The sequence below is a fragment of the Streptomyces anthophorae genome (assembly GCF_049310305.1).
Lineage (GTDB): Bacteria > Actinomycetota > Actinomycetes > Streptomycetales > Streptomycetaceae > Streptomyces.
This window is the reverse complement of sequence record NZ_JBLWQQ010000001.1, coordinates 7015505-7036896: the sequence shown is the minus strand read 5'-3', so window position 1 is coordinate 7036896 and position 21392 is coordinate 7015505. Positions and strand designations below refer to the sequence as shown.

General features: G+C 71.5%; 19 protein-coding genes and 1 tRNA gene. 6 read left to right on the top strand and 14 right to left on the bottom strand.

The features are described 5' to 3' along the window. Nucleotides 1-148 precede the first annotated feature (148 nt). The 3 genes from ACNYS0_RS31955 to ACNYS0_RS31945 form a co-directional block, all read right to left on the bottom strand. Nucleotides 149-982: an SCO1664 family protein gene (locus ACNYS0_RS31955; protein WP_422478524.1), complete on the bottom strand. Its 834-nt coding sequence runs from the start codon at nucleotides 980-982 to the stop codon at nucleotides 149-151. Next, the gene (locus ACNYS0_RS31950; RefSeq protein WP_422406279.1) at nucleotides 946-1536 is read right to left on the bottom strand and encodes a DUF3090 domain-containing protein; all 591 of its coding nucleotides are present in this window, start codon (nucleotides 1534-1536) and stop codon (nucleotides 946-948) included. Before ACNYS0_RS31950 ends, ACNYS0_RS31955 begins: the two co-directional genes overlap by 37 nt. Nucleotides 1537-1634: 98 nt before the next feature. Then, the gene (locus ACNYS0_RS31945; protein ID WP_422478522.1) at nucleotides 1635-2321 is read right to left on the bottom strand and encodes a histidine phosphatase family protein; all 687 of its coding nucleotides are present in this window, start codon (nucleotides 2319-2321) and stop codon (nucleotides 1635-1637) included. Nucleotides 2322-2383: 62 nt separating this feature from the next. Here ACNYS0_RS31945 and corA point away from each other — a divergent pair, with 62 nt between their 5' ends. Then, entirely contained in the window at nucleotides 2384-3385 is a 1002-nt protein-coding gene (gene corA, locus ACNYS0_RS31940; protein WP_422478520.1) for a magnesium/cobalt transporter CorA, read from the top strand. A 133-nt stretch (nucleotides 3386-3518) separates the two neighbouring features. On the opposite strand, the gene ACNYS0_RS31935 is transcribed toward corA, so the two are convergent. Both ACNYS0_RS31935 and ACNYS0_RS31930 read right to left on the bottom strand, forming a co-directional pair. Beyond that, nucleotides 3519-4304, bottom strand: coding sequence for a ferritin-like domain-containing protein (locus tag ACNYS0_RS31935; protein WP_422478518.1), 786 nt, complete (start codon nucleotides 4302-4304; stop codon nucleotides 3519-3521). A gap of 247 nt (nucleotides 4305-4551) precedes the next feature. Next, entirely contained in the window at nucleotides 4552-5613 is a 1062-nt protein-coding gene (locus ACNYS0_RS31930) for an LLM class F420-dependent oxidoreductase (protein WP_422478516.1), read from the bottom strand. Between the two features lie 151 nt (nucleotides 5614-5764). On the opposite strand from ACNYS0_RS31930, the gene ACNYS0_RS31925 reads away from it, so the two are divergent. Both ACNYS0_RS31925 and ACNYS0_RS31920 read left to right on the top strand, forming a co-directional pair. Continuing rightward, the gene (locus tag ACNYS0_RS31925) at nucleotides 5765-6748 is read left to right on the top strand and encodes an aldo/keto reductase (protein ID WP_422478514.1); all 984 of its coding nucleotides are present in this window, start codon (nucleotides 5765-5767) and stop codon (nucleotides 6746-6748) included. After that, the gene (locus tag ACNYS0_RS31920; protein ID WP_422478512.1) at nucleotides 6745-9093 is read left to right on the top strand and encodes a helix-hairpin-helix domain-containing protein; all 2349 of its coding nucleotides are present in this window, start codon (nucleotides 6745-6747) and stop codon (nucleotides 9091-9093) included. The genes ACNYS0_RS31925 and ACNYS0_RS31920 overlap by 4 nt, the downstream gene beginning before the upstream one ends. Nucleotides 9094-9353: 260 nt before the next feature. Here ACNYS0_RS31920 and ACNYS0_RS31915 read toward each other — a convergent pair whose 3' ends face one another. Then, nucleotides 9354-10025: a hypothetical protein gene (locus ACNYS0_RS31915; RefSeq protein ID WP_422478510.1), complete on the bottom strand. Its 672-nt coding sequence runs from the start codon at nucleotides 10023-10025 to the stop codon at nucleotides 9354-9356. 47 nt (nucleotides 10026-10072) lie between these two features. Between ACNYS0_RS31915 and ACNYS0_RS31910 the strand changes: the two genes are divergently transcribed. After that, nucleotides 10073-10261 carry a DUF5703 family protein gene (locus ACNYS0_RS31910; RefSeq protein WP_018535088.1) on the top strand — a complete coding sequence of 63 codons (189 nt, stop codon included), beginning with the start codon at nucleotides 10073-10075 and terminating at the stop codon, nucleotides 10259-10261. Between the two features lie 72 nt (nucleotides 10262-10333). Here ACNYS0_RS31910 and ACNYS0_RS31905 read toward each other — a convergent pair whose 3' ends face one another. The 3 genes from ACNYS0_RS31905 to ACNYS0_RS31895 form a co-directional block, all read right to left on the bottom strand. Then, entirely contained in the window at nucleotides 10334-11059 is a 726-nt protein-coding gene (locus ACNYS0_RS31905) for a chaplin family protein (RefSeq protein ID WP_422478508.1), read from the bottom strand. A gap of 124 nt (nucleotides 11060-11183) precedes the next feature. Beyond that, on the bottom strand, nucleotides 11184-11417 hold the full coding sequence (gene chpH, locus ACNYS0_RS31900) for a chaplin ChpH (RefSeq protein ID WP_399231363.1): 234 nt from the start codon (nucleotides 11415-11417) through the stop codon (nucleotides 11184-11186). 153 nt (nucleotides 11418-11570) lie between these two features. Continuing rightward, entirely contained in the window at nucleotides 11571-12896 is a 1326-nt protein-coding gene (locus tag ACNYS0_RS31895; RefSeq protein WP_422478506.1) for a M20/M25/M40 family metallo-hydrolase, read from the bottom strand. Nucleotides 12897-13091: 195 nt separating this feature from the next. Here ACNYS0_RS31895 and ACNYS0_RS31890 point away from each other — a divergent pair. Then, nucleotides 13092-13176, top strand: a tRNA-Leu gene (locus ACNYS0_RS31890). Between the two features lie 119 nt (nucleotides 13177-13295). Next, complete coding sequence (locus ACNYS0_RS31885) at nucleotides 13296-15155, top strand: protein kinase domain-containing protein (RefSeq protein WP_422478504.1); 1860 nt, start codon at nucleotides 13296-13298, stop codon at nucleotides 15153-15155. Nucleotides 15156-15221: 66 nt separating this feature from the next. Here the strand turns inward: ACNYS0_RS31885 and gnd are convergent, their stop codons facing one another. Genes gnd through tal form a run of 5 tightly spaced genes read right to left on the bottom strand, consistent with a single transcriptional unit; the run spans nucleotide 15222 to nucleotide 21388 of the window. After that, nucleotides 15222-16097, bottom strand: coding sequence for a phosphogluconate dehydrogenase (NAD(+)-dependent, decarboxylating) (gene gnd / locus ACNYS0_RS31880; protein WP_422478502.1), 876 nt, complete (start codon nucleotides 16095-16097; stop codon nucleotides 15222-15224). Nucleotides 16098-16139: 42 nt separating this feature from the next. After that, nucleotides 16140-17801, bottom strand: coding sequence for a glucose-6-phosphate isomerase (pgi, locus tag ACNYS0_RS31875; protein ID WP_422478500.1), 1662 nt, complete (start codon nucleotides 17799-17801; stop codon nucleotides 16140-16142). Beyond that, nucleotides 17794-18741 (bottom strand): glucose-6-phosphate dehydrogenase assembly protein OpcA, encoded by a 948-nt coding sequence (gene opcA, locus ACNYS0_RS31870; RefSeq protein ID WP_422478498.1) that lies wholly within the window; start codon nucleotides 18739-18741, stop codon nucleotides 17794-17796. Before opcA ends, pgi begins: the two co-directional genes overlap by 8 nt. Continuing rightward, on the bottom strand, nucleotides 18738-20270 hold the full coding sequence (zwf, locus tag ACNYS0_RS31865) for a glucose-6-phosphate dehydrogenase (protein ID WP_422478496.1): 1533 nt from the start codon (nucleotides 20268-20270) through the stop codon (nucleotides 18738-18740). The genes opcA and zwf overlap by 4 nt, the downstream gene beginning before the upstream one ends. Beyond that, on the bottom strand, nucleotides 20267-21388 hold the full coding sequence (tal, locus tag ACNYS0_RS31860) for a transaldolase (RefSeq protein WP_422478494.1): 1122 nt from the start codon (nucleotides 21386-21388) through the stop codon (nucleotides 20267-20269). Before tal ends, zwf begins: the two co-directional genes overlap by 4 nt. Between the last annotated feature and the right edge of the window lie 4 nt (nucleotides 21389-21392).

Sequence of the window (21392 nt, the reverse complement as noted above, 5' to 3'; positions counted from 1 at the left end):
TCCGCATACGAACCGGACCAGGCGTATTGGCCGAACCGGCCCTCTTGCGCGATCTTGACGGACGCGCTAGGCAAATCCAGCCCCTGCGGCGATCGAGCAGCGCGGTCCGGGGCAGAGCCCCGCGACCGCGACACCGGTGCGGGCCGCACTACACCGGCGGCCAGGGGATCGCGGGCCAGTCGCCACCGGGCTCCCGGTGCCGCCCGGACTTCAGAAGGTCCGCCACCCGCTCACGTACGGCCTCCACCTCGGCCGACGTGATCAGCTCGCCCAGCCTCGCAGCGAGCGGCTCGCCCTCGCCGAGGGCCACCCGCAGCCCCTCCAGGGCAACGGTGGCCTCCTCGGTCAGCGGCTCCCCCGCCCAGCCCCACAGCAGCGTGCGCAGCTTGTCCTCGGCGTTGAACGTCACACCGTGGTCGATGCCGAACAGGTGCCCATCGGCGTCGACGAGCAGGTGCCCGCCCTTGCGGTCGCCGTTGTTGATCACGGCGTCGAGCACGGAGAGCCGGCGCAGGCGGGCGTCGTCACGGTGCACGAGCAGCGCCGTACGGCCCTCTCCGACCTCCGCGAACCCGATGGCCTTCCAGCCCTCCTCGGGCTCCTCACGGTCGACGAGGGCCAGCAGTTCCTGCCCCTCGGCCTCGTCGTCGGGCCCGTCGACCCACAGCTGGCACATGCCCTCGCCGTAGGGCCCGTCGCGCAGCACCGTCGGCGGCACCAGGCCCCAGCCGAGCGCCTCGGAGACCTCGTACGCGGCGACCTCGCGCTGCGCCAGGGTGCCGTCGGGAAAGTCCCACAGGGGACGCTCCCCGCGTACGGGCTTGTAGACGCAGCGCGCCTCGCGGCCGTCGTGGGTGACGGTGCACACCAGCACCGCGTTCGACGACTCGCGGATCTGTCCTTCCACGTGCAGCTCACCGAGGGCGAGCAGGTCCCGGTCGTCGCTCACGCGTCGCGCCGGTATCCGTTCTGGCGCGGACATACGTGTCCCTCCGGGTCGAGCGGCAGGCTGCACAGCGGGCACGGCGGGCGGCCCGCGTTCACGACGTCCAGGGCCCGCTTGGCGAAGGCGCGTGCCTGGTTCCCCGTGAGGCGGACCCGGAGCATCGGCGGGCCGTTCTCCTCGTCCTGGAGGAGCTTCTCCTCGGCCTCCGCCAGGTCCTCCTCGGACTCGGCGTCCAGCTCGACGAGGGCCTGCGCCTCGACGATCATGCGCTGTTCGTCGCCGTCCCACGCGAGGGCCATGGTGCCGACGCGGAACTCCTCCTCCACGGGCGCCTCCAGGGGCGCGGTGTCGGAGACCTCGCTGGGCGCGACGGCGGGCACCGGCGCGTTGCCCCCGGTGCGCCGGACGACCTCGTCGAGCAGTTCGTCCATGCGCTCGGCGAGCGCGGCCACCTGGGTCTTCTCCAACGCCACGCTGGTGACCCGGGCTCCTGCCGTGGCCTGCAGGAAGAAGGTGCGGCGCCCGGGGAGCCCGACCGTACCGGCCACGAACCGCTCCGGAGGGTCGTAGAGGAACACCTGACGGGACACGTCCTGTCTCCATGGGATCGGAATCGACTGTCTTGAACCGGTCACGGCCGACCGGGCCGACTGTGCTTACGGCTGCTTCACCCTACTGCGGCGGACGATCACGGTGCGCCCGCGCCGCCCCCGACGGGCGCATCGCCCTCCTGTGGCGCCTCACGCGGCGCCAGGGACGCGAAGTCCCCGGTGTCCCCGAGGCGTACGAGAAAGGGGCGCAGCCGTGTGTAACGGATCGCTGTGATGGAACACGGCTCTACAGAGATGCGCTGAAAGAGGTCCAGATGAAGCCCGATGGCGTCCGCGACAAGGGACTTGATGATGTCGCCGTGCGAACACATCACATAGACGGCGTCCTCGCCGTGCTCGCGCTCCACGCGCGCGTTCCACTCACGTACCGCCTCGGCGGCCCGGTGCTGCATCTGCCGCATCGACTCACCGCCGGGGAACGCGGCGGCCGTCGGGTGCTGCTGCACGACCTGCATCAGCGGCTCGTCCGTCAGCTCGGCGAGCTTGCGGCCGGACCAGTCCCCGTAGTCGCACTCGCCGATCCGGTCGTCGGTGCGCAGGGTGATGTCCGGCCGGGCGGCGAGCAGCGGCGCGACGGTCTCCCGGCAGCGCTGGAGCGGGCTGGCGACGATCTCGGCGAGGGGCAGGTCCGCGAGCCGCTCGGGCAGCCGCGCGGCCTGCGCCGCGCCGCGCTCGTCGAGCGCCACACCGGGCGTCCACCCGGCGAGCACGCCCGCGGTATTGGCGGTGGACCGTCCGTGCCGGACAAGGATCAGCGTGGGCATGTGCCCCACCCTAGGCATACGACGACGTGCGACAGTGCCCGGTCCTGGGAAGAATTCGCTTCGTGATCGTCGACTGCGCCATCTACCGGGAAGGGCGCCGCATCGAGCGCCCCGCCGACTTCTCCGACGCGCTCGACGAGGCGCGGGCGGCCGGGGACGCCTTCGTGTGGATCGGGCTGCACGAGGCGAGCGACGAGGAGTTCGACCAGGTCGCCCAGGAGTTCGGGCTGCACCCGCTGGCCGTGGAGGACGCCATGAAGGCGCACCAGCGGCCCAAGCTGGAGATCTACGACGACTCGCTGTTCGTGGTCCTCAAGCCGGTCGTCTACGAGCCGAACAGCGACAAGGTGTCCACGGGCGAGCTGATGCTGTTCCTGGGCGACTCGTTCGTGGTGACCGTGCGGCACGGCGAGGGCGCGCCCCTGAAGGCCGTACGGCAGCGTCTGGAGGCCGAGCCGGAATTCCTGAAGCAGGGGCCGACCGCGGTCCTGTACTCGGTCGCGGACGCCACGGTGGACCACTATCTGGAGGTCGCGGCCGAGCTCCAGACCGACCTGGAGGAGCTGGAGACGGAGGTCTTCTCGCCACAGGGCGGCGGCACCCGCGACACCGCGGAGCGGATCTACACCTTCAAGCGCCAGATCCTCGAATTCCGGCGCGCCACCGGCCCGTTGGCGATGCCGGTGGCCCGGCTCGCCGGGGTCGGCCCGTGGGGCCTGGCCGCGGTGCCGTTCGTGCACGAGGAGGCGCGGCCGTTCTTCCGCGACGTGAACGACCACCTGACGCGGGTCAACGAGTCCGTGGACGGCCTGGACCGCCTCGTGTCGGACATCCTTTCGGCGCACCTGGCGCAGATGAGCGTGCGGCAGAACGACGACATGCGGAAGATCTCGGGGTGGGCGGCGATGGCGGCGGTGCCCACCATGATCGCGGGCATCTACGGCATGAACTTCGACCACATGCCGGAACTGCACTGGGTGTGGGCGTACCCGGCGGTCATCATCCTGATGGCCCTCCTGGAACTCCTCCTCTTCCGCCTGTTCAAGCACCGCGGCTGGCTGTGACCCACTCAAGCCCCGCCGCCAATTGAGGCGCAGGACCCGGCTGCCCCAATCAAGCCCCAACGGCGATTGAGGCGCGGGGTCCGGGGCAGAGCCCCGCGACCGCAACACCGGTCGAGCAGTACCACCGGACGACTCAGGCGAACTCGACCGTGGCAGGCGGCCCGCCCAGGGCATCGCGCCGATCCGGCATCCGCAACGACACCATCCGCCGCCACCCGCCAAGACGCTCGTACGCGTACACCGCACGGATCCCCGCGGCGAGCACCGCCGCCTTCGGCTTCGACCAGCCCAGAATGCGCCCCATGTGGTCCATGACGGCGAGGCTGACGTCCCGGTAGACGGCGATCTCGGCAAGGGCGCACTCCCGCAGGACCCGCTGAATCGTGCGCCCGTGCCCCGCGTAGGCGAACCGCAGCAACTCCTCGTGGCAGTACGCGAGATGGTTGTCCTCGTCGTTGGAGATCATCTTGACCGCGCGGCCGAGGTCGGGATCGTCGGCGAAGTGCTTGCGGAGCATCTCCATCTGCTCGGAGGCCCGCTGTTCGGTGACACGGCTGTGCGCCAGGTACGTGACGACGTCCCGCACGGAGAGCCGCTCGTCGCCGCGCAGCCGCTCGTGCGCGAGCCCGATGCGCCGCCTCTCCAGAAGCATCGTGTAGTCGGTCTCGGCGGGGACGGGCGCCGGCTCCAGGCCGCGCTTCTTCATGAGGGCGTTGAAGATACGCCCGTGCTTGTCCTCGTCCGCGCCGTGCCGCGCGATCTTGGGGGCGAGGTCGCGCTCGCCCTCGGGCACCAGCGCGGCGATCCGCCCGTTCTCCCAGCCGCCCTGGGATTCGCCGCCGGCGGCGATGGAGCAGAACAGCCGGAACGACTCGTCGTTGTCGATGATTTCCTGGAACAGACTCTTGGCCGACAGCATCTGCTACCTCCATCTCGCCGCGCCGGACTCCGCAGTACTGCAAAGTCCGAGTCAAATGCGGGACATGAGGCAGGGCAACAGCTATGCGGGTCAACTCGTCCGAAAGGAGGACCCGGGGCGCGGGAGGAGCCGTAACCGGAGCCCCTCGTGACGCGTTGTGCTCTGTGACGGCCGTGGCGGGGAAGACCCCCCGAGCCCCCACCACGGCCGTGGAAGAACTCCGCCGAGCCCTTGGGCCCCTGAACCCCTACGCCAGCCCGGCGAGCTCCATGGCCTCGGTGCCCGCGCGCAGCGAGGCGAGCCGGTCGTCGAGCGTGAGCCCGGCCGGGTTGACGGTCAGCGTGGTGACACCGGCCTCGGCGTAGGCCCGCATCCGGTCGGCGATCCGGTCCACGGAGCCGAGCAGCGTGGTGGAGTCGATGAGCTGCTGCGGGATCGCCGCGGCCGCGCCCTCCTTGTCGCCGGCCAGGTACTTGTCCTGGATCTCGGCGGCCTCCTTCTCGTAGCCCATGCGCTGCGCGAGCTGGTTGTAGAAGTTCTGCTTGCGGCTTCCCATGCCGCCCACGTAGAGGGCGGTGTACGGCCGGAACATGTCGGCGAGCGCGCTCACGGACGCCTCGTCGTCCCCGCCGAGTGCCAGCGGAACCGTCGGGCAGACGTCGAAGCCGTCCATGGTCTTGCCGGCCTTCTCGCGGCCCACGCGGATGTGCTGGAGCGCGGTCTCCTCCAGGTGCTCGGCCGCCGGGAAGATCAGCAGGGCGCCGTCGGCGATCTCGCCGGTCTGCTCCAGGTTCTTCGGGCCGATGGCGGCGATGTAGAGCGGAATGTGCTCGCGCTCCGGGTGCACGATGAGCTTCAGCGGCTTGCCCGGCCCGCCGGGAAGCGGCAGCGTCCAGTGCGCGCCCTCATGGGTGACCCGCTCACGGCTCATCGCCTTGCGGATGATGTCGACGTACTCGCGGGTGCGCGCCAGCGGCTTGTCGAACTTGACCCCGTACCAGCCCTCGGAGACCTGCGGCCCCGAGACACCGAGGCCGAGCCGGAAGCGGCCCCCGGACAGCGAGTCGAGCGTCGCGGCCGTCATCGCCGTCATCGTGGGCTGACGGGCCGGGATCTGGAAGATGGCCGAGCCGACGTCGATCCGCTCCGTCTGCGCGGCGACGTACGCGAGGACCGTGGCGGCGTCGGAACCATAGGCCTCGGCGGCCCAGCACACCGCGTAGCCCAGTCTGTCGGCTTCCTTCGCGACGGCCAGGTTGTCCGCGTCCATACCCGCGCCCCAGTAGCCGAGGTTGATGCCGAGCTTCATTGACCACATCCCCTTAACGCTTAACGCCTTGCCGGATCCAGTGATTTACCCATGGGTAAGGTGCCCCGCCCGGCACCCTAACCCGGCGACCCCGACGGCAGATATCCACAGGACCCCCGTTCCTGACCTTCGGCCAGTAACCTCAGCGCCCATGGAGCAGAGGCATCTCGGCCGCACCGGCCTGCGCGTGTCCCGGATCGGGCTCGGCACCCTCCTGTGGGGCCGGGACACCGACGAGCACGACGCCGCCGACCTGTTGAAGGCCTTCTGGGAAGCGGGCGGCACACTCGTCGACACGGCCGACGTGTACGGGGACGGGGAGTCGGAGTATCTGCTCGGCAGGCTCATCGAGGGCCTGGTGCCGCGCCGTGACCTGGTGATCTCCACGAAGGCGGGCAGCGTGCCCGATCCCGACCGGCGTTTCGACGGCTCGCGCGGCCATCTGCTCTCGGCCCTGGACGCCTCGCTCGCCCGCCTCGGCACGGAGTACGTCGACCTGTGGCAGGTGCACGCGTACGACCCCGGGACCCCGCTCGACGAGACGTTGCAGGCCCTCGACATAGCCGTCAGCAGCGGCCGCGCGCGCTATGCGGGCGTCTCGAACTTCTGCGGCTGGCAGCTCGCCAAGGCCGCCACCTGGCAGCTCGCCGCGCCCGGCACGCGTACGCGTCTCGCCAGTACGCAGATGGAGTACTCGCTGTTGCAGCGGGGCGTGGAGCGCGAGGTGCTGCCTGCGGCGCTTGACCTCGGCATCGGCCTGCTGCCCTCCTCGCCGCTGGGCCGCGGGGTGCTGACCGGGAAGTACCGCTCGGGCACGCCCGCCGACTCGCGGGGCGGCTCGGACCACATGGCGCCGTTCGTCGAGCCGTACCTCGACGAAGCGGCGGGGCACATCGTGGACGCGGTAGCGACGGCGGCGGACGGGCTGGCCGTGACGCCGCTCCAGGTGGCGCTCGCGTGGGTCAGGGACCGGCCGGGAGTGACCGCGCCGATCGTCGGCACGCGCAACGCGCAGCAGCTCACGGCGGCATTGTCAGTGGAGGCCCTTAGTCTTCCTGACGAGATCTGCCAGGCGCTCGACGACGTGTCGGCGCCCGTGCACCGCTATCCCGATCAGGACTGGAGCACGTTGTGAGTACGGAGTCCGCTCCCGCGGAGAACGAGTCGGGGGCCCGCCCCGACACCGGGCCGGACACGGAGCACCTGGCCGGTGCGCCCGACCCGACGACGACCGAGGCCGACCGTGTCGCGGACGCGGAGACCACCGGCTCGGAGCCGGGCGGGATCGACGAGACCGAGTCGGAGGCCACGGCGGCCGGCACCGACGGCCGTGCGGACCGTGCCCCGGACGCGGAGGCCGCCGACGAGGAGGCCGAGTCGGGCGGGATCGACGGGGACGGCGCGCAGGCCGCGGCGGACGGCGACGACAGCACGGAGGGCGGCACCGAGAAGTCCGCCGAGGTGTCCGAGGCCGAGCTGGCGGCCCAGCGGGAGTTCCAGGAGCGGATCGCGGAGCGGAAGGCCGCCAAGGAGGGGCCGATCGCCGCCGGGACGAAGCTGAGCGGGACCGCCGCCGACCTGCTGGCCGCCGTACGCGCGGTGGAGAGCGGGGAGAAGCCGGTCGCCGCCCCCGTGCTCGCCCGCCCCGAGCCCGAGCCGCGGCGGGACCCCGCCGCCTCCCCCGCCGAACCCGTGCGCAGGCCGCAGGACCCCGGTCGGGCGGGACCCGATCCGGAAGCCGTCGCCTCGGTGCGGGCCGTGCTCGTCGAGGGCGGGGCCCCCGAGTCACTGGCCGGTGCGGCCGCCGCGGCCCTCGGCGAGGGCGCGGGCGACGAACTGCGCGCGGATCCGTGGCTGTTGCTGCGGGTGGCCGGAGTACGGCCCGAGCAGGCCGACGGGTTCGCGCGGGCGCTGCTCGGCGCGGAGTGCGGGCCGGAGGACGAGCGGCGCGGCCGCGCCGTCACCGTATGGCTCCTCGAGCAGGCCGCGAACGCCGGGCACACGGCCCTCGACCTGCCGGTGCTCGCGGACGCGCTCGGCAAGCGCGGGGTGGCAGAGCCGGAGGAAGCCGTGCAGAGCGCCGTCGCGGAGGGCGACGCGCTGATCTTCCACGACCCCCTTGAGGACGCGCCCGCCCCCGCCCCCGCCGCCGAGGAGGACGGCGAGGAGGAAGAGGCGGAGCGGCCGGTACGGGTCCTGGTCGGCCTCGAGCGGTACGCGCTCGCCGAGGAGAGCCTCGCGGACGGGCTCGCCCGGCTGCTCAACGCCGCGCCCAAGGACGAGGGTTCGGCCGCCGCCGGTCTCGAGGAGGCCGCGGGGGCGGAGCGCGGTACGACGGCCGAGCTGATCCGGGCGATCGCCGCGCACCGGCTCGTCCTGCACACCGGCGGTGAGGCGGCCCGCGCAGAGCCCGTCGCCGCGGCCGCCGCCGCGGGCAGGCTCGGCCTGCGGGTGTGCGTCGCCGCGCACAGCGCGGACGGCCGCCGCCGGGCCGCCGAGCTGCTCGGCCCGGACGCGCCGGAGTCGGCCACCGCGACCGTCGCGGGTCTGCTCGCGCGGGCGGAGGGGCCGGGCCTCGACCGGGACGGGGCGTTCGCCCTCGACGTCCTGGTCGTCCTGGACGCGCCGCAGTTGGACGTGGGCGACGCCGCGATGCTCGTGGAGCTGCTCGCCGACGGGACGTGCCTGGTGCTCAGCGGGGATCCCGGAACGCTGTGGTCGGCAGGGCCCGGCCGGGTCTTCGCGGACGTCGCGGCGGCCGAGATCTGCCCGCGCATCGCCTCCCGCACGCCCGACTTCGGGCCGATCGGCGAGCTGGTGTCGGGCATCGGCATCGGTGAGCTGAACCAGGTGGAGGCGCCCGACAAGGAAGTCGTGATCGTTCCGGTGCGGGACCCGGCCGAGGCGATCCACCGCACCGTGCAGCTGGTCGCGGACTCGGTGCCGCGGGCGATCGGGGTGCCGTCCGAGCAGACGCAGGTGATCACGACGGGGCACGGAGGCGCCGCGGGGACGCGGGCGTTGAACGAGGCGCTGAAGGAGCGGCTCAACCCGGGCCCCGGGCGGTTCGGCGGCTTCGACCCCGGGGACCGTGTGGTGTATGTCACCGGGCGCGGGCGCATCCGGCCCGGCGTGGTCGTCGGGGCGGACGCGGAGGGCCTGCGTCTCGAGTGCGACGGCTCCCCCGTCCTCGCACCCAAGGAGCAGGTGGAGCAGGGCGCGGTGCGGCACGGGTGGGCCGTGACCGGCCATCAGGCCGTCGGAGTCCGCTGGCCCGCGGCCGTGGTGGTGCTGCCCGGCGATGCGGCGCAGTCCCTGAGCCGCCCCTGGGTCTACACGGCCTTCGGGCGCGGTGAGCGCCATCTCTCGGTGGTGCACGGCGTGGACGCGGCCCTCCCGCGCGCCGTGTCGGAGGTCCCGCCGAAGCCCCGGACGACGCGTTTGCGGGGCCTGGTCCGGGCCCAGGTCCCGAGCGCGTAACCGCGGCGCCGCCTTGCCCCCCCCCGGAGGGGGCGGGCGGTGGAATTTGAAGCCCCGCCGGCGATTGAGGCGCGGGGCCTGGGGCGGAACCCCGATCTTTTGAAGCCCCGCCGGCGATTCAGGCGCGGGGCCTGGGGCGGAACCCCGATCTTTTGAAGCCCCGCCGGCGATTGAGGCGCGGGGTCCGGGGCAGCGCCCCGCGACCGCAACCCCGCCGCGGCGAAACCACCGCCCCGCCCCCCCCCCGCGGCAGCGAGGTGTCAGCGGTCCGCCTCCTCCAACGCCTCATCGCCCCCGGCGGAGCCGTCGTCGTCGAACTCGTCGTCGTCGAAGACCGCGCTCACGTCGAAGCGGCACACCACCCGCTGCGGATCGACCTGCTCGAAGGGGGCCTCCAGCCACTCGCCGGGGTCCGTGGGGTCGTCCGCCGCCGTGACCCAGAGCGTGGAGTCGCCCTCCTCCAGGCCGAACTCCTTGTGCCGGGAGGCGATCTCGTCGGGCTCGAACTCACCGAAGAGGACACCGAGCGCGGCGTGCACACTGCTGCCCGCCCCGTTCCCGGCCTCCGCATCCGGCTCCGCGTCCAGGTCGGCGACCCGCCCGGCCTGGGAGAGCAGACGCTGCGGCTCGACCACGGCGTAGTCGCGTCGGATCAGCACGCTCAGCGCGTTCGGCTCCTCGGGTCCCGCGTACGGCGGCAGCGAGTCCTCGCTGCCGGGGATCTCGAAGGGGGTGACCTCGTCGTAGCGGTCGTAGAGGAGTTCGTCGTACTCCTCGGCCGCCGCGGCCAGCTCGTTGAACGCTTCATAGACGGCCGGATCATCTTCTCCCGACCGGCGCTCGACCGCCGCCAAGTGGGCGTCGAGCGCAGCCTTGACCGCCTCGGCGGCGGCGCGTACCTCGGCAGCGGTGGGCTGCGCAGCATCAGACATAGTGCAGACGCTATCCGTACCGGGCCACTGCCCGCACAATAGATGCGATGCCGGAATACGAATTTGTCGACGTGTACGTGCCGCGCGGGGTCTCCCGCAAGGAGGCGACACGCCTGCTGACGGACCATGCCGAGTACGGACACTGGGAGTTGGACCGCTTGAGCCTGCGCCGCGACGGCAGTCGCCGCGTGCGTCTGCGCCGACGGATCATCCGCCAGGTGCGGGCCACATGGTGACCTGAGGGCAAGGCGAGACAACGGAGCGGGCCCCGTCCGTGCGGGGCCCGCTCCGTTGTGCACCGCCTGCTGTCACGCCGCCGCGTTCGCCCGCCGGTAGAGCAGCGCGCCCGCGAGCAGCGCACCCCCGGCGAGCGGTACGGCCGCGCCGATCGGCACCGAGCTGCCGGTCTCCGCGAGGGTGCCGGCCGCCCGCGCCCGGGGGCTGCCGGTCTGCCCGAGCTGGGACTCGCCCTTGGGCATGTCGACGGTCTGCGTTCCCGGGGCGTTGGGCGTGTCGGACCCCGTGCCCGGGTGGTGCCCGCCGCTGGAGGGCGGGGTGTTCGAGTCCGCCGGCGGCGTCGTGGTGCTGCCACCGCCGTCGTCGGAGCAGCCGTTGCCGGTCGTCCCGTTGCCGACGGAGCCGGCGCCGACGGAGTTCCCGCACGCGTTGACCGGCACGTGCACCGGGACCGACACATGGTTGCCGGTGCCGACACCCGGTGAGTCGCTGGTGTGCCCGCCGGCCTGCGAGCCGCCGTCCGAGGACTGGCCGCCGGTCTTGTCGCCACCGCCGCCCGAGTTGTCGCAGCCGTTGCCCGACGCCGGGTTGAGCAGTCCGACGACGTTGATCGTGTTGCCGCAGACGTTCACCGGGACGTCCACGGGCGCCTCGACGGAGTTGCCGGACAAGACGCCCGGCGAGTCCGAGGAGCTTCCGTTCGCACCCGAGTCCGCGTGCGCGTAACCACCGGTGACGGCGAGTACGCCGGACGCGGCCGCCACGGTGATCAGGCCCTTCCGCATGACCTGTCGCATAGGTTTCCCTGCCTTGCCTTATCAGTCTTGCCCTGGAACCTTGTCCAACCCGTCGGCCCCGGAGTGCATGGCTCGCACTCCGGGGCCGTGGGCTCAAACCCTCAAGGGGTGAGGCACAACAACGTCAGTCGTTGGCGCAGGTGTTACCGAAGGCAGGGTTCAGCAGCCCGATCACGGAGACCGTGTTGCCGCACACATTCACCGGCACGTGGATCGGGGCCTGGATGACGTTGCCCGAAATGACGCCGGGGGACTGCGTGGCAGCACCCTGAGCGCCGGAGTCGGCGACGGCCATGCCCGCACCCGCGAGAACCAGACCACCAGTGGCTGCCGCAGCGGCGACGACCTTCTTGAGCATTATTCCTCCTTGTTGGCAATGCAGTCCCAGCCGCGGACTGCACTCCCTGTAACGAGGAAGAACGCAGGGGGCTACGACCGTGAAACCCCTTTCACTCTTTCCGGTCCATTGCGCACGTGCGAACGATTTCCGGCCCGGCGCGGGATTGACGCGTCAGGACGCGTCGATGAAGCGGTCCAGGACCCGCACGCCGAACTTGAGGCCGTCGACCGGCACCCGCTCGTCGACGCCGTGGAACATCCCGGCGAAGTCCAGCTCGGGCGGCAGCTGGAGCGGCGCGAAGCCGAAGTTGCGGATGCCGAGCTCCACGAAGGACTTGGCGTCGGTGCCGGCGGAGAGCTGGTACGGGATGGCCTTGCCGATCGGGTCCTCGGCCTCGATGGAGGACTTCATGGCCTCGACGATCGCCCCGTCGAACGTCGTCTCGACGGCCTTGTCGGCGTGCACGTCCTCACGCCTGACCCTCGGACCGAGGATCCGGTCGAGGTCGGCGAGGAACTCGTCCTCGTGTCCCGGCAGGAAGCGGCCGTCGACGTGGGCGGTGGCCTCGCCGGGGATCACGTTGACCTTGTAACCGGCGCCCAGCTGCGTGGGGTTGGCGGTGTTGGAGAAGGCGGCGCCGATCAGCTTGGCGATGCCGCCGAGCTTGGCGACGGTCTCCTCCATGTCCTCCGGGTCGAGCTCGGTGCCGAGCGCGTCGCCGAGTTCGTCGAGGAAGGCGCGCGTCGTCTTGGTGACGCGGATCGGGAACGTGTGGCGGCCGAGCCGGGCGACCGCCTCGGACAGCTCGGTGATCGCGTTGTCCCGGTGGATCATCGAACCGTGCCCCGCGGTGCCGGCCACGGTCAGCTTCATCCAGTGCATGCCCTTCTGGGCGGTCTCCACAAGGTAGAGCCTGCGCTGCTCGTTCACGGTGAAGGAGAAGCCGCCGACCTCGCTGATCGCCTCGGTGACGCCCTCGAAGAGGTCCGGGTGGTTGCGCACCAGGTGGCGGGCGCCGAACACGCCGCCCGCCTCCTCGTCGGCGAGGAAGGCGAGGACGATGTCGCGCGGGGGCTTGCGCCCGGTGCGCAGCCGGTCGCGGACGACCGCGAGGGTCATCGCGTCCATGTCCTTCATGTCGACGGCGCCGCGGCCCCAGACGCAGCCGTCGGCGATCTCGCCGGAGAACGGGTGGTGGGTCCAGTCCGCCGCGTTCGCCGGGACGACGTCGGTGTGGCCGTGGATGAGGAGGGCGGGCCGCGAGGGGTCCTCGCCCTCGATCCGGGCGACCGTGGAGGCGCGGCCGGGGTGCGACTCGAAGATCTTCGGCTCGAGGCCGACCTCGGCGAGCTTCTCCGCCGTCCACTCGGCGGCCTTGCGCTCGCCCGGGCCCGAGTGGTCGCCGTAGTTACTGGTGTCGATCTGGATCAGTTCGCGGCAGAGGTCGACGACCTCGTCCTGCCCGGAGACCGCCCTGCCCGTGCTCGGCTCGCTCACGCTGGTTCCTCTCTTGCCGTGGATGCCTCTCATCCTCTCTCTCCCGACCTCAGGACCCAAGGCCGGGCACGTCTCGTCACGTGCCGTTCACAGGCGGGACCGCCCGGCCGGGGGGCTGATCGAGGCACTCGGAAACCCTGGTAATGTTCTCTGTGTCGCCGCGGGGAACACCCGCACAGAGGCGGCAGACACCTTGTCCGGGTGGCGGAATGGCAGACGCGCTAGCTTGAGGTGCTAGTGCCCTTTATCGGGCGTGGGGGTTCAAGTCCCCCCTCGGACACAGAGAAAGACCCCAGATGAATCTGGGGTCTTTTGCGTTGTCGCGGCACCGACGGCGGGGTGCGCTACGTCACGTGATGCAATGGTCGGCCACGAGACGGAACAGGGGTGGAGTGCGGCGTGTTGGCGAACGGTGGGCCCGATGCGGAGAATTTCCGTCCACTGGACGACCGCGATCCACGGACGGCGGGCGGATACCGCCTGATCGCAGGGCTCGGCTCCGGCGGCATGGGGCGCGTCTACCTGTCGCACACGCCGGGCGGCCGGGCCGTCGCGGTCAAGGTGATCAGACCCGAGCTGGCCGAGGACCCCGAGTTCCGGCGCAGGTTCCGCACGGAGGTCGCCGCCGCGAGCAAGGTGCACGGGCTCTACACGGCGCCGGTCGTCGACAGCGACACGGAGGGCCCGGTGCCGTGGTGCGCGACGGCGTACGTGCCGGGCCCCTCGCTCGCGCAGGCGGTGCGCGAGCACGGGCCGCTGCCGGTGGACACGGTGCTGCGGATGACGGCCGGGATCGCGGAGGCGCTGCAAGCGGTGCACGACGCGGGGATCGTGCACCGCGACCTGAAGCCCTCGAACGTGCTGCTGGCCTCCGACGGGCCCCGCGTCATCGACTTCGGTGTGGCCCGGGCGGCGGACGCGACGTCCGTGACGCGCAGCGGGGCGGCCGTGGGCACGGTCGCGTACATGGCTCCGGAGCAGGTGCTCGGCGGCTCCGCGAGCGGCTCCGCGGATGTGTTCGCGCTGGGCCAGACCGCGGTGTTCGCCGCCACCGGGAGCACGGCGTACGGGGAGGGCGAGCCGCACGCGGTGCTCTACCGGGTCGTGCACGAGGAGCCGGATCTGTCCAAGGTCCCCGAAGCCCTGCGGGAGTTGATATCCGGCTGCCTGCGCAAGGAAGCGGAGGACCGGCCGACGGTGACGGAGGTCATCGAGTCCGTCCAGGCGATACGTGAGGCGCAGCCCGGTGGCCCGGGTCCCGCGACGGACGCGTGGCTGCCGGGCGAACTCGCCGAGGGGATCGCGGCGCGTGCCGAGGGCGCCCGGGTGGCCGGGGCGGAACCGACGGGGCTCGCGACGCCGCCGCGCGGTGCCGCGAGTGGTCCCGGGACTCCCGGGAGTCCGGCCCCCGCCGGGGCGTTCGGGCCGCCCGTCGCGTTCGCCGAGGAGCCGCCCGCAGGCCCCGCCTCCGGCTCCCCCGCAGGCCCCGCGCCCGGCTCCCCCGCCGGGCCCTTCGGCGCCGAGACCGCCGCCGTGAGCACCGGCGCCCCGCGCAAGCGCTCGCGTGTCTGGTTGCTGGCGGCCGCCGGGGTCGCCCTTGTCGCGTGCGGTGCGGCGGCCGCGCTGTACTTCGTGCCGGGCGACGGGCCGCGGGACGACCGTGCGGGAGGGCAGGTGGCCTCGGGCGCGCCCGAGGCGACGGGGTCCGCGTCCCACTCGGCCTCGCCCTCGAAGCCCGGCTCGCCGAGCGGGTCCGCGTCACCGGGGAAGTCCGGTGGCGCCGCGCAGCCCGCGCCGTCGGGGGCGCCGGACGACGGCGCGTCGGCCGCTCCCCCGTCCCCCGGCACGAGCGAGCCGGAGACCTCGGAGCCGCCGGCCCCTTCGACGTACAACGGCATCGTGATGACGGACGGCCAGGACCTGTTCCTCGCCGACGAGCCGGTGCGGGCGAAGGCGGACGACGGGCAGCCGAGCGAGGATCTGGCCTACGACGTCTACGAGAACGGCGCCAAGCTGTCGCCGGGAACCGGGTCGGGGAGCACGCTCGCGCCGCTCCCGGCGGACCAGCCGGCCACCCCCGACGCGTGCCGCGAGGCGGAGGGGGCGCAGGACTTCTTCTGGGTCTACAACCTGTCCGTGGGGCAGCGGCTCTGCCTGGTCAGCGGCTCGGGGGACGTCGGTCTTCTGACGCTTCGGGGCAAGACGGAGGGCAAGAACGTGACCCTGGACGCGAAGGTGTGGCGGGCCACCGGCCAGTAGGCGCACCGCAGTAGGTACGAGAGAGCCCGCCGGACCGCGAGGTCCGGCGGGCTCTTTGTGTGTCGCTTACTTGGACTCGACGGCGTGGCCGCCGAACTGGTTGCGCAGCGCCGCGATCATCTTCATCTGCGGCGAGTCCTCCTGGCGGGAGGAGAAGCGGGCGAACAGCGACGCGGTGATCGCGGGCAGCGGCACCGAGTTGTCGATCGCGGCCTCCACCGTCCAGCGGCCCTCACCGGAGTCGGCGGCGTAACCGCGCAGCTTGTCCAGGTGGGTGTCCTCGTCGAGGGCGTTGACGGCGAGGTCGAGCAGCCAGGAGCGGATGACCGTGCCCTCCTGCCAGGAGCGGAAGACCTCGCGGACGTTGTCCACGGAGTCGACCTTCTCAAGCAGCTCCCAGCCCTCGGCGTAGGCCTGCATCATGGCGTACTCGATGCCGTTGTGGACCATCTTGGAGAAGTGCCCCGCGCCGACCTTGCCCGCGTGGACGTAACCGAAGTCGCCCTCGGGCTTGAGCGCGTCGAAGACCGGCTTGACCTTCGCGACGTTCTCCTCGGAACCGCCGACCATCAGCGCGTAGCCGTTCTCCAGGCCCCACACGCCGCCGGAGACGCCCGCGTCGACGAAGCCGATGCCCTTGGCCGCCAGCTCCTCGGCGTGCTTCTCGTCGTCCATCCAGCGCGAGTTGCCACCGTCCACGACGATGTCGCCCTCGGAGAGCAGCTCCCCGAGCTCGTCGATCGTGGACTGGGTCGCGGCACCCGCCGGGACCATCACCCACACCACACGCGGGCCCTCGAGCTTCTCGACGAGCTCCTGGAGGGAGGCGACGTCGGAGATCTCCGGGTTGCGGTCGTATCCGATGACGGTGTGGCCGGCGCGGCGGATGCGCTCGCGCATGTTGCCGCCCATCTTGCCGAGACCGATGAGACCGAGCTGCATGTCAGTTCACTTACCTTCAGTGCTAGTTAGGGCTGGTTGAGGCTACTTGCGGCCGCGCAGCGCGCGGTACGTGCTGACCAGGGACTGCGTCGAGGCGTCGAGGCCGGGGACCTCGGCGCCCTCGGTGAGGGCGGGCTCCACGCGCTTGGCGAGGACCTTGCCGAGCTCGACGCCCCACTGGTCGAAGGAGTCGATGTTCCAGATGGCGCCCTGGACGAAGACCTTCTGCTCGTAGAGGGCGATGAGCTGGCCGAGGACCGACGGGGTCAGCTCGCGCGCGAGGATCGTCGTCGTCGGGTGGTTGCCCTTGAACGTCTTGTGGGGCACCAGCTCCTCGGCGACGCCCTCGGCGCGCACCTCGTCCGGCGTCTTGCCGAAGGCGAGCGCCTGGCCCTGCGCGAACAGGTTGGCCATCAGCAGGTCGTGCTGGCCCGCGAGGGTGTCGGACAGCTCGTCGACCGGCTTCGCGAAGCCGATGAGGTCCGCCGGGATCAGCTTCGTGCCCTGGTGGATGAGCTGGTAGTAGGCGTGCTGCCCGTTGGTGCCGGGGGTGCCCCAGACGACCGGGCCCGTCTGCCACTCCACGCGGCGGCCCTGGCGGTCCACGGACTTGCCGTTGGACTCCATGTCGAGCTGCTGGAGGTACGCGGTGAACTTGGAGAGGTAGTGGCTGTACGGCAGCACCGCGTGCGACTGCGCGCCGTGGAAGTTGCCGTACCAGACGCCGAGCAGGCCGAGCAGCAGCGGCGCGTTGGCCTCCGCCGGGGCGGTGCGGAAGTGGTCGTCGACGAGGCGGAAGCCGTCGAGCAGTTCGCGGAAGGCGTCCGGGCCGATCGCGATCATCAGCGAGAGGCCGATGGCCGAGTCGAAGGAGTAGCGGCCGCCGACCCAGTCCCAGAACGCGAACATGTTGGCCGTGTCGATGCCGAACTCGGAGACCTTCTCGCCGTTGGTCGACAAGGCGACGAAGTGCTTGGCGACGGCCTTCTCGTCCCCGCCGAGCCCGTCGAGGAGCCAGGAGCGGGCGGCCTTCGCGTTGGTGATCGTCTCGATCGTCGTGAAGGTCTTGGACGCGATGATGAACAGCGTCTCGGCCGGGTCGAGGTCGCGGACGGCCTCGTGCAGGTCGGCGCCGTCGACGTTCGACACGAAGCGGAGCGTCAGGTCGCGGGCGGTGAACGGGCGCAGCGCCTCGTACGCCATCGCCGGGCCGAGGTCCGAGCCGCCGATGCCGACGTTGACGATGTTCTTGATCCGCTTGCCGGTGTGTCCGGTCCACTCGCCCGAGCGGATCTTGTCGGCGAAGACGGCCATCCGGTCGAGGACCTCGTGCACCTTCGGCACGACGTTCTCGCCGTCGACCTCGATCACGGCGTCGGCCGGGGCGCGCAGGGCCGTGTGCAGGACGGCGCGGTCCTCGGTCGTGTTGATCTTCTCGCCGCGGAACATGGCGTCGCGCTGCCCGAACACGTCGGTGGCGGTGGCCAGTTCCTGGAGCAGGGCGAGGGTCTCGTCCGTGATCAGGTGCTTGGAGTAGTCGATGTGCAGGTCGCCGACGTCGAGCGTGTAGCGCTCGGCGCGGGCCGCGTCCTTCGCGAAGAGGTCGCGCAGGTGCGTGCCGTTGAACTTCGCGCGGTGGTCCTCCAGGGCCGTCCACTGCGGGCGGCGGGTGAGGAAGGGGCCGTGAGAGGCGGTGTCAGGCATGTTGAACGGACTCCTTGGTGACTTTGCCGGGGGCGGCTGCCTGGAGGGCCACGGCGTACATCTCGTCGGCGTCGAGGCGGCGGAGTTCCTCCGCGATCAGCTCGGCGGTGGAGCGGACCTTGAGGGCGAGGGTGCGCTCGGGCTGGCCGGGGAGGGTCAGCTTGGCGAGCGGTCCTTCGGGGCGGTCGATGCGGATCTCGCCGTTCGGGGTGCCGAGGCGGACCGCGGTGACGACCGGGCCATCGGTGACGACACGCTCGACCGGGACGCCGAGCCGGGCGCCGAGCCAGCGCGCGAGGAGTTCGGCGCTGGGGTTGCCGGCCTCGGACTCGACGGCCGCGGAGACGACGTCGGTACGGGCCTGGTCGAGCGCAGCGGCCAGCATGGAGCGCCACGGGGTGAGCCGGGTCCAGGCCAGGTCGGTGTCGCCGGGCGCGTAGTGCGCGGCGCGCCGGTCGAGGGCGGCGAGCGCGTCCTCGTCGGCGTACAGGTCGGTGATGCGGCGGGCGGCGAGCGCGCCGAGCGGGTCCTTGGAGGGCTCGTCGGGGGCGTCGACCGGCCACCACACGACGACCGGGGCGTCGGGCAGCAGCAGCGGCAGGACGACGGAGTCGGCGTGCTGGCCGGTCTCGCCGTACAGGCGCAGGATCACCGTCTCGCCGGTGCCGGCCTCGGAGCCGAGGCGGACCTCGGCGTCGAGCCGGTTGCCGTGCCGGTCGCGGGGCAGGCGCTTGGTGCGCCGGATGACGACGAGGGTGCGCGAGGGGTGCTCGCGGGACGCCTCCTGGGCGGCCTTCGTCGCGTCGTACGCGTTCTCCTCGTCCGTGACGATGACCATCGTCAGGACCATGCCCACCGCGGGCGTCCCGATGGCCCTGCGTCCTTCGACGAGCGCCTTGTTGACCTTGCTTGCCGTGGTGTCGGTCAGGTCGATCCTCATGGCCTTCGCCAGCTCCGTCCGTCTCGTGCGAGCATCTCGTCCGCTTCCTTCGGGCCCCAGCTGCCCGAGGCGTACTGGGCGGGCTTGCCGACCTTGTCCCAGTGCTCCTCGATGGGGTCGAGGATGCGCCAGGACTCCTCGACCTCCTCCGTACGCGGGAAGAGGTTCGCGTCGCCCAGCAGCACGTCCAGGATCAGCCGCTCGTACGCTTCCGGGCTGGACTCGGTGAACGACTCGCCGTAAGCGAAGTCCATGGACACGTCGCGGATCTCCATCGACGTACCCGGCACCTTGGATCCGAAGCGCACCGTCATGCCCTCATCCGGCTGAACGCGGATGACGATCGCATTCTGGCCGAGTTCCTCGGTGGCCGTGTGGTCGAACGGGGAGTGCGGGGCGCGCTGGAAGACGACCGCGATCTCGGTGACGCGGCGGCCGAGGCGCTTGCCGGTGCGCAGGTAGAACGGGACGCCCGCCCAGCGGCGGTTGTCGATGCCCAGCTTGACCGCGGCATACGTGTCCGTCTTCGACTTGCGGTCGATGCCGTCTTCCTGGAGGTAGCCGGGCACCTTCTCGCCGCCCTGCCAGCCGGCCGCGTACTGCGCGCGGACCGTGGAGCCGTCCAGGTCGGCGGGGAGCCGCACGGACTTCAGGACCTTGAGCTTCTCGTTGACCAGCGACTCGGCGTCGAACGCGGCCGGCTCCTCCATCGCCGTGAGGGCGAGGAGCTGGAGCAGGTGGTTCTGGATGACGTCGCGGGCGGCGCCGATGCCGTCGTAGTAGCCGGCGCGGCCGCCGATGCCGATGTCCTCGGCCATCGTGATCTGGACGTGGTCGACGTAACTCCGGTTCCAGATGGGCTCGTACATCTGGTTGGCGAAGCGGAGCGCCAGGATGTTCTGGACGGTCTCCTTGCCGAGGTAGTGGTCGATGCGGAAGACCTGGTCCGGCGAGAACACGTCGTGCACGATCGCGTTCAGCTCGCGCGCCGACTCCATGTCGTGGCCGAACGGCTTCTCGATGACGGCGCGCCGCCACGAGCCCTCGGCCGCGTCCGCGAGCCCGTGCTTCTTGAGCTGCTGGACGACCTTGGGGAAGAACTTCGGCGGTACGGAGAGGTAGAACGCGTAGTTGCCGCTGGTGCCGCGCTTCTCGTCGAGCTCGTCGACGGACTCGCGCAGCTGCTTGAACGCGGTGTCGTCGTCGAAGTCGCCGGGGATGAAGCGCATGCCCTCGGCGAGCTGCTGCCAGACCTCCTCGCGGAAGGGGGTGCGGGCGTGCTCCTTGACCGAGTCGTGGACGACCTGGGCGAAGTCCTGGTCCTCCCACTCCCGCCGTGCGAAGCCGAGGAGCGAGAAGCCCGGCGGCAGCAGGCCGCGGTTGGCGAGGTCGTAGACGGCCGGCATCAGCTTCTTGCGGGACAGGTCGCCCGTGACGCCGAAGATGACGAGCCCGGAGGGGCCCGCGACGCGCGGCAGACGGCGGTCGCGGGGGTCCCTCAGCGGGTTCTGCCAAGCGGTGGAGCTCACTTGGACTCAGCCTCCGTCAGGCGGGAGGAGACGGTGGCCAGCAGGTCGTTCCAGGCGATCTCGAACTTGGCGACGGCCTCGTCCTCGAGCTGCTGGGTGACCTCGTCGAGCGAGATGCCGAGCGCGTCGACGGCCTTCAGTTCGGCGCGGGCCTGCTCGTAGCGGCCGGTGATGGTGTCGCCGGTGATCTCGCCGTGGTCGGCGGTCGCCTTCAGGGTGCCCTCGGGCATGGTGTTGACGGTGCCGGGCGCGACCAGCTCGTCGACGTACAGGGTGTCCTTGTACGCGGGGTCCTTGACGCCGGTGGAGGCCCACAGCGGGCGCTGCTTGTTGGCGCCGGCGGCCGCCAGCTTCGTGGCGCGCTCGACGGCGAAGGCCTGCTCGAAGGCCTCGTAGGCGAGACGGGCGTTGGCGAGGGCGGCCTTGCCCTTGGCGTCCTTGGCCTCGTCGGTGCCGATCTTGTCGAGACGCTTGTCGATCTCGGCGTCGACGCGGGACACGAAGAAGGAGGCGACCGAGTGGATCGAGGAGAGGTCGATGCCGCGCTCGTGGGCCTTCTCCAGACCGGCCAGGTAGGCGTCCATGACGGCCTTGTAGCGGTCGAGGGAGAAGATCAGCGTGACGTTGACCGAGATGCCGAGGCCGATGACCTCGGTGATCGCCGGGAGGCCCGCGAGGGTCGCCGGGATCTTGATCATCACGTTGGGGCGGTCCACGAGCCAGGCGAGCTGCTTGGCCTCGGCGATGGTGGCCTCGGTGTTGTGCGCCAGGCGCGGGTCGACCTCGATCGACACGCGGCCGTCACGGCCGTTCGTGGCGTCGTACACCGGGCGCAGGATGTCGGCGGCGGCGCGCACGTCCTGTGTGGTCATCATGCGGACGGCCTCGTCGACGGTGACCTTGCGGACGGCCAGGTCGGCGAGCTGCTCCTCGTAGCCCTCACCCTTGCCGATGGCGGCCTGGAAGATCGAGGGGTTCGTGGTGACGCCCACGACGTGGCTGTCCGCGATGAGCGCGGCGAGGTTGCCGGACTCGATGCGGGTGCGGGACAGGTCGTCCAGCCAGATGGAAACGCCTTCGTCGGAGAGCGACTTGAGGGGTGCGACGGCGTTGCTCATGTTC